Origin of the sequence: uncultured Methylobacterium sp. (assembly GCF_964244095.1) — a bacterium.
Classification (GTDB): Bacteria; Pseudomonadota; Alphaproteobacteria; order Rhizobiales; family Beijerinckiaceae; genus Methylobacterium.
This window is the reverse complement of the sequence record NZ_CAXTHR010000185.1, coordinates 1-7291: the sequence shown is the minus strand read 5'-3', so window position 1 is coordinate 7291 and position 7291 is coordinate 1. Positions and strand designations below refer to the sequence as shown.

6 protein-coding genes are annotated in these 7291 nt (G+C 72.1%); 4 read left to right on the top strand and 2 right to left on the bottom strand.

Annotation, left to right across the window (positions count from 1 at the left end):
• Positions 1 to 444, bottom strand: a 444-nt coding sequence (locus ACFE86_RS20255; RefSeq protein ID WP_375457123.1) for a nitrilase-related carbon-nitrogen hydrolase, incomplete at its 3' end; no start/stop codon positions are given.
• A gap of 278 nt (positions 445 to 722) precedes the next feature.
• Here ACFE86_RS20255 and ACFE86_RS20250 point away from each other — a divergent pair.
• The 3 genes from ACFE86_RS20250 (at position 723) to ACFE86_RS20240 (ending at position 5814) form a co-directional block, all read left to right on the top strand.
• A complete protein-coding gene (locus ACFE86_RS20250; RefSeq protein WP_375457124.1) occupies positions 723 to 4007 on the top strand; it encodes a DNA translocase FtsK in 3285 nt (1094 codons plus the stop codon).
• A gap of 157 nt (positions 4008 to 4164) precedes the next feature.
• Positions 4165 to 5097 carry an outer-membrane lipoprotein carrier protein LolA gene (locus ACFE86_RS20245; RefSeq protein ID WP_375457122.1) on the top strand — a complete coding sequence of 311 codons (933 nt, stop codon included), beginning with the start codon at positions 4165 to 4167 and terminating at the stop codon, positions 5095 to 5097.
• 246 nt (positions 5098 to 5343) lie between these two features.
• Entirely contained in the window at positions 5344 to 5814 is a 471-nt protein-coding gene (locus ACFE86_RS20240) for a cupin domain-containing protein (protein ID WP_375457121.1), read from the top strand.
• A gap of 7 nt (positions 5815 to 5821) precedes the next feature.
• Here ACFE86_RS20240 and ACFE86_RS20235 read toward each other — a convergent pair whose 3' ends face one another.
• Positions 5822 to 6550, bottom strand: coding sequence for a lysophospholipid acyltransferase family protein (locus tag ACFE86_RS20235; RefSeq protein WP_375457120.1), 729 nt, complete (start codon positions 6548 to 6550; stop codon positions 5822 to 5824).
• A gap of 199 nt (positions 6551 to 6749) precedes the next feature.
• Between ACFE86_RS20235 and ACFE86_RS20230 the strand changes: the two genes are divergently transcribed.
• The coding region (locus tag ACFE86_RS20230) for an exodeoxyribonuclease III (RefSeq protein WP_375457119.1) at positions 6750 to 7291 on the top strand (542 nt) is incomplete at its 3' end.

Sequence of the window (7291 nt, the reverse complement as noted above, 5' to 3'; positions counted from 1 at the left end):
GCCGGCGCCGGAGGCGAAGTGGCGCTTCTCGTAGAACTCCCGGTAGTTCGGCAGGTGGATCTTCGGGACCACGCCGAGGAGGCGCCCGCCCTGGATCGCCAGCGCCCCGTTGTAGATCCGGTCGCGCCAGCGCACGGGGGCGCCCACGAGCAGGAGCGGGCGCAGCCGGCCCGAGGCCGCGATCAGCCGCGCGGCCGCCGCCTCGACCGCGTCGAGGAGGGTCGCCTGGAGCAGCAGGTCCTCGATCGCGTAGGCCGACAGGCCGAGTTCCGGGAACACCGCCAGCACGGCGCCCTTCCCGTGGCACTCCTCCGCGAGGCGCAGGATCGCGTCGGCGTTGCGCTCCGGTTCGGCCGGATGGCTGCGGCCGGTGCAGGCGGCGACGCGGGCGAAGCCGTGGGCGTAGAGCGACCGGAAACCTGCCGGGAGAAGGGGTTGTGCCAAGGACTTGCCGACCCGCGCGAAGGAGGAATCGCAGGCAGTTTACCCGGTGTCGGCCCTGCCCTCCAGCGGCCGGCGCGAGGCCGTTTCAAGGCTCTGTTAACGACGATCGGCCTAACTCCGATCGACCGCTCCCGGCGAGGCGGCGTTTCGTGTTTCGAGTGTCCTGAGAATCCATGCGCGCATCGGGCCGGCCTCCCTATTCTCATCGCGACCCCTCTCGCCCCGGCCGCGGCGGCGACCGCCCGGGCCTGACGCTCGGCGCGCTGGCGCACCGGCTGATGGCGCTGCGCGCGAGCCTGACCCGCCGGCTGGTCGGCGGCACGCCGCGCCCGAGCTACGCCATCGCCGGCACCCGGCCCGCGCCGAGCTGGCTCACCCCGCCGAACGCGCTGCTCGGGCGCGGCACCGGGGCGGCACCGCGCGGATGGACCGATGCCCGCGCCGACGCGGATGCGGTCTTCGCGCAGGGCTGGCCCGACCACGTCTTCGACGACCGGGCGAGCCTCGACATGCTGGACGCCCTCCGCCCCGAGAGCCGGATCGACGCCTCCGCCTCGTCGCCGGGCGTACTCGTCCGCTCGCCGCGCCGGCCCGCCGCGATCACGCCCGACGACATCGACCGGCCCCGCGGCGCGGCGCGGCCGATGCCGGCGCAAGGGGTCGCCCCATCCGCCGTGCGCTACACCCGCACCCCCGACACCATCCTCCAGGAGCGCCGCCAGCGGGCGCTGGAGGCCGAGCGCACGGCCGTGGAGCAGGCCCGGGCCGAGGCAGGCGCCGCAGCGGTCGCCGCCGAGGCCGCGCGGGATGCCGCGCTCCGCGACGCCCGCGAGCGGGCGGATGCCGAGGCTGCCACGGAGGCCGAGCGCGCAGCGGAGGCCGAGATCGCCCCCCCGGGCGCCCCGCTGCCGCTCTGGCGCCAGCCCTTCGTCGCGCCGCCCGGCGTCCGGTTCTTCCGCACGCCCGACCGGCGCCCGTCCCGCCCCGCGGTCGAGCTCTCCGCCGGGACGGCGCCCGCGCCGGCGGTTCCGGCGGAAGCCCGAGACCTGTCGGAGCTGCCCAACTGGTCCGACGTCCGGCCCTGGTTCGAGGCCGGCGACTGGTCGTCCGTCGAGGCCTGGGCGGCGCTGGAGGCCGAGGCCGCCTCGGGACGTGCGGCCGACGCGATCGCCGCGCCCGCGGCGGCCGAGCTTGCCGTCGCCGCGGCACCGGGTGCCGAATGCCTCACCGTCGCGACGCTGGTCGACATCGCGACAGTGCGCCCGCCGCCGCCCGCGCCGGTCCACGTCCTCGACCGCCTCGCGCGCTTCGACCGCCCGCTGCGACCGGCGGACGGCCAGGACAACACGAGCGTTGCGGAAGCCGCCGCGGTCGAGGTGCCGTCCGAGCCCGAGCCCGCCCCGGTCGCGGGCCCCGCACGGCCCGCGCTCTCGCTGGTGTTCGGCCCCGGCACCACCCCCCTCCCCTCGCCGGCCGCGCCGGCGACCGCCGCGATCCGCCCTCGCCCGGCGCTGTCCGCGATGGCGGCGCGTGCCGCGATCCGCCCGGCCAGGACGCCGGAACCCGGTGCGCCGACCGCCGTGTCGCCGGCCGAGATCCCGGCCGCGTTCGACGCAGGTCTCGCCGAACCGGTCGCCGCGGATTTCGCGCAGACCTTCGTCGTCGGCGAGCCGATGCAGGGGATGCCGACCTCCGCACCCGCGCAAGCGATCGTGCCGATCGCCCCGCGCCCGGTCCTGCTGCGCGGCAGGGCCGCGCCGGTGCCCGAGCCGGTGGAGGCGGTGCCCGTCGCCAGGCCCGAGCCGGTCGAGATCGCGGCGATCGAGCCCATCGTCTTCGAGGCGCCCCTGCCCGTGCCCCTGCCCGTGCCCGTCGCTGCCCCGGCGACGCCGCTGGTCGCGCGCCCGCACATGATCGCGGCCGGCCGGCACCTCGCCATCGCCGCGGTCGAGAACGCCGATTACGAGCTACCTGCCCTCGACCTGCTCGCCATGCCCGTGCCCGGCGAGAGTCCGGAGGTCGATGCCGACGTGCTGGAGCAGAACGCGCTGAACCTCCAGCAGACCGTGCAGGACTTTGGCGTTCGCGGCGACATCCTCGCGGTCCGCCCCGGCCCGGTCGTGACGCTCTACGAACTGGAGCCGGCGCCGGGCACCAAGTCGAGCCGCGTCATCGGACTGTCGGACGACATCGCCCGCTCGATGTCGGCCGTCTCCGCCCGCGTCGCGGTGGTGCCCGGCCGCAACGTCATCGGCATCGAACTGCCGAACGAGATCCGCGAGACGGTCTTCTTGCGCGAGCTTCTGTCCGCGCCCGACTTCTCCGCGAGCAAGCACAAGCTCGCGCTGTGCCTCGGCAAGAACATCGGCGGCGAGCCGATCATCGCCGACCTCGCGCGCATGCCGCACCTGCTGGTCGCCGGCACCACCGGCTCGGGCAAGTCGGTGGCGATCAACACCATGATCCTCAGCCTGCTCTACCGCATGAAGCCGGAGGAATGCCGGCTGATCATGGTCGATCCGAAGATGCTCGAACTCTCGGTCTACGACGGCATCCCGCACCTGCTCTCGCCCGTGGTCATCGATCCGAAGAAGGCGGTGATCGCTCTGAAGTGGGCCGTGCGCGAGATGGAGGAACGCTACAAGAAGATGTCCAAGATCGCGGTGCGCAACATCGACGGCTACAACGCCCGGATGGCCGAGGCGCGCGCGAAGGGCGAGACCATCACCCGCACGGTCCAGACCGGTTTCGACCGTCAGACCGGCGAGGCGGTGTACGAGAACGAGGAGATGGACCTGTCGGCGCTGCCCTACATCGTGATCGTTGTCGATGAGATGGCCGACCTGATGATGGTGGCGGGCAAGGACATCGAAGGCGCGATCCAGCGGCTGGCGCAGATGGCACGCGCCGCCGGCATCCACCTGATCATGGCGACGCAGCGTCCCTCGGTTGACGTGATCACCGGGACGATCAAGGCGAACTTCCCCACCCGCATCAGTTTCCAGGTGACGAGCAAGATCGACAGCCGCACGATCCTCGGCGAGATGGGCGCCGAGCAGTTGCTCGGCCAGGGCGACATGCTGTTCATGGCCGGCGGCGGGCGCACGACGCGCGTGCACGGCCCGTTCTGCTCGGATGCGGAGGTGGAGAGCGTGGTCGCGCACCTGAAGCGCCAGGGCCGGCCGGCCTACCTCGACGCCGTCACCGCCGACGAGGCCGCCGAGGACGCGCCCAAGGGCAAGGGCAAGCCCGGAAAGCCGGAGGCTGTCGAGGCGGAGGCCGAGGAGGCCGACCTGCCGGTCTTCGACGTCGGCGCGTTCGTGGCGGCCTCGGGCGGCGAAGCGGGCGACCTTTACGAGCAGGCGATCCAGGTGGTGCTTCGCGACCGCAAGGCGTCCACGAGCTACATCCAGCGCCGCCTCCAGATCGGCTACAACCGCGCCGCCTCGATCATGGAGCGGATGGAGGTCGAGGGCATCGTCGGCGAGGCCAACCACGCCGGAAAGCGCGAGATCCTGGTCGAGGGCGCCCCCCACGCCGCCGCGATGTACGACGACGCGTGAGGCTCTCGCTTCCGGATCGATCCGTCGATCCGGAAGCGCCGCTCATCGCCAGCGCGGCCGGTCCGTTTTCGGCCCGGCGTCGCATCTTCGCCACAGGGCGGGGCTCTAAGCGGGCCTCATCGAACGCCGTGCCCGGCCGCCCAGGAGATTTCCCGCCATGCTCGGCCGCCGAACCCGCCTCGCCGGCTCCCTGCTCGTCCTCGGGGCCTGGCTCGCCCCGGTCGCGCCGGCCGACGCCCAGGTCAGCAGCTTCCTCGATGGCCTGTTCGGCCGCAAGGAGCAGCCGGCCCCCGCCCCGGAGCCCGAAGCCGCGCCGCCGCCGGCCCCCGCGAAGAAGCCCGTCGCCAGGGCCGGCAAGGACACGACGAAGGACGCGGGCAAGGACGCGAAGGCGCATCCCACCGAGAAGACCGGCAGCCTTAAGCCGGGCGCGGCCAAGCCCGTGTCCCCGGAGGCGAAGGTCGCCGCCGTCGGCGCGCCGGCCGCCGCGCAGGCCGCTTCGCCCGCCGAGCCGCCGGATGCGGCGACCGTGCTCGCCCAGGCTAACGCCTACTTCAACGGCATGACGACGCTCACCGGCACGTTCCTCCAGATCGCGGCGGACGGGCGCCGGATCGGCGGCAAGCTGTTCATCGCCAAGCCGGGGCGGCTCCGCTTCGACTACGATCAGCCTTCGCCGCTGGAGGTCGTCGCCGACGGTACCTCGGTGGCGGTGCGCGACCGCAAGCTCGCGACCCAGGACCTGTACTTCATCGCGCAGACGCCTCTGAAATTCCTGCTGCGCGAGAAGATCGACCTCGCCCGCGACCTCGCGGTGAGCGACGTGTCGAACGATCCCGGCGGGATCCGCATCAGCCTGGAGGACCGCGCGACGCTCGGCGGCACGTCGAGGATCCAGCTGTTCTTCGACGCCGACGTGAAGGTGCTGAGCCAGTGGCGCATCACCGATCCGCAGGGCTACCTCACCACCGTGCAGCTCTCAAACCTGCAGAAGGGCAAGGCGGTGGACGGCAACCTGTTCTTCATCAATTACGGGCGCCCCGAGGACAAGGCGATGCAGGAGCGGATCCGACAGTCGCAGACGCCCTGAGGCGAAACACCGGTCGATTCCAGAATTCGCGAGACGGCACGCCGCGAAGTTTTCTTAACCCTTAGCGCATGGAACTGGGGAACAAGGGCTGCAAGCGGCTCGAAGTCTGTCCTTCGCACCTCGGAAAAACTTGGCAACAAACCGATCTGCCATATCCTGACGCGGCTTCGACCGGACATCATCCGTTCCGGCCGGCGCGGGCCGGTTCCGTCGGCTCCGCGTCGTCGCGCTCCGAGGGGGATCGACATGGAAATCGCCAGGCTTCTCCACACCCTAGCCGGGCCGATGCTCGCCTTCGCCGGCAGCATGCCGGCCTTCCGGAGGCCGGCCGCGCCGCCGCCGCCGGTCCTCGACGGACCGGTGAGGCGGAACGTCGACTTCCCGGTCGTCCAGCCGGCCGCCGCGACGTACTGGCCGGAGCGGTCGTGCATCCTCTCGGGGCGCCCGGAGCAGACCGCGACCTACGTATACGAGAGCCCGGACAAGCTCTTCGCCGCCGGGATCTGGACCTGCCGCGTGGGCAAGTTCCGTATCGATTTCGGGCGCGACGAGTTCATCCACCTGTTGGAGGGCGTGGTGATCGTCACCGACGCCGAGGGCGTGTCGAGGACCTACCGCGCGGGCGACGCCTTCGTCACGCCGAAGGGTTTTTCGGGGACCTGGGACGTGATCGAGCCGGTGAGGAAGCACTTCACCTATTACGGCGCGGTCGACTGAACCGCGGTCACGCCGGCCTCAGCGCGGGCTCCGCCCGCCAGCGGTCGAGTTCGCGGTCGATCGCGCCTTCGGTGCCGCGCATGAACTCGGCCGCCGGCAGGCCCGGCGCCAGGGCGGCGAGGTAGCTCACCGTCACGGTGCCGGCCCGCGTCGAGGAGCCGGTCGGCCAGTACAGCCCGGAATTCACCGCCACCGGCAGCACCGGCAGGCCGAGCCGCCCGTAAAGCAGTTCGACGCCGCGCTTGAACTGCAGCGGCTCGGCCATCGTCCCGCGCGTGCCCTCGGGGAAGATCAGCACCGAGCGCCCGTCCGCCACCGCGGCCCGGCTCTCGTCGATCATCGTGCGCAGCGCCTGGGTGCCGTTGGCGCGGTCGATGATGATCATCGGCGAGCGCCGCAGGAACCAGCCGACCACGGGGATCGCGACCAGTTCGCGCTTGGCGATGATCGCCACGTCCGGCACCAGGATGAGGAAGGCCAGCGTCTCCCAGGCCGACTGGTGGTTGGCGACGATCAGGCAGGGCTCGGCCGGGATGCGCTCGCGCCCCTCCTCGACGTAGCGCAGGCCGCAGATCTGCGCCAACCCGAACAGGATGCCCCGCGCCCACAGGCGCGTCGCCGCCCGGATCGGCCGGACCGGCGAGCCGGAGGCCGCGAGCACGGCGAGCGGGGCGAGGAACAGGGCCGTCCAGGCGGCCCAGTAGGCGTTGAAGAGGATGGAGCGGAAGCGCGACAAGGGCCAGGGTCTCTCGGGGGCAGATCTCTCGGAAGCAGATCTCTCGGGGGCAGGTCTTTGCGAAGTCCGCGGGGACATAGCCCTTCGTTCGCCGCGGAGCACGGCAATTCCGCGGCGTCCCGATCCGCGGCGATGAAACGGCCGCCGAATCGCGCTATCGCGGCGCGGCACCCTTCCCCGAACAACGCGAGCGGCTCCGTTGCGCCTCACCGTCACGTCCTGGAACATCAACTCGGTGCGCCTGCGCATCGACCACGTGCTGCGCTTCCTTGCCGAGGCGAAGCCGGACGTGCTCTGCCTTCAGGAGACCAAGTGCCCGGACGACGCCTTCCCGCTGAAGGCGTTGCGCGGCTCCGGCTACGAGCACGTCGTCTTCGCCGGCCAGAAGGGCTACAACGGCGTTGCGATCCTCTCGCGGTTCCCGCTGCTGACCCGCGACGTGATGCGCTTCTGCGAGCGGGCGGACGCGCGCCACATCTCGGCGGTGCTCGGCCCCGAGGCGGGGGCGGCGGCCGGCATCGTACTGCACGACTTCTACGTGCCGGCCGGCGGCGACGTGCCCGACACCGCGCTCAACCCGAAATTCGCGCACAAGCTCGACTTCCTGCGCGATCTGCGCGCCTGGGGCGGGCGGCGGGTGTCCGGCCCGGCGATCCTGGTGGGCGACCTCAACGTCGCGCCGCTGGAGCACGACGTCTGGTCGCACAGGCAACTCCTCGACGTGGTGAGCCACACCCCCGT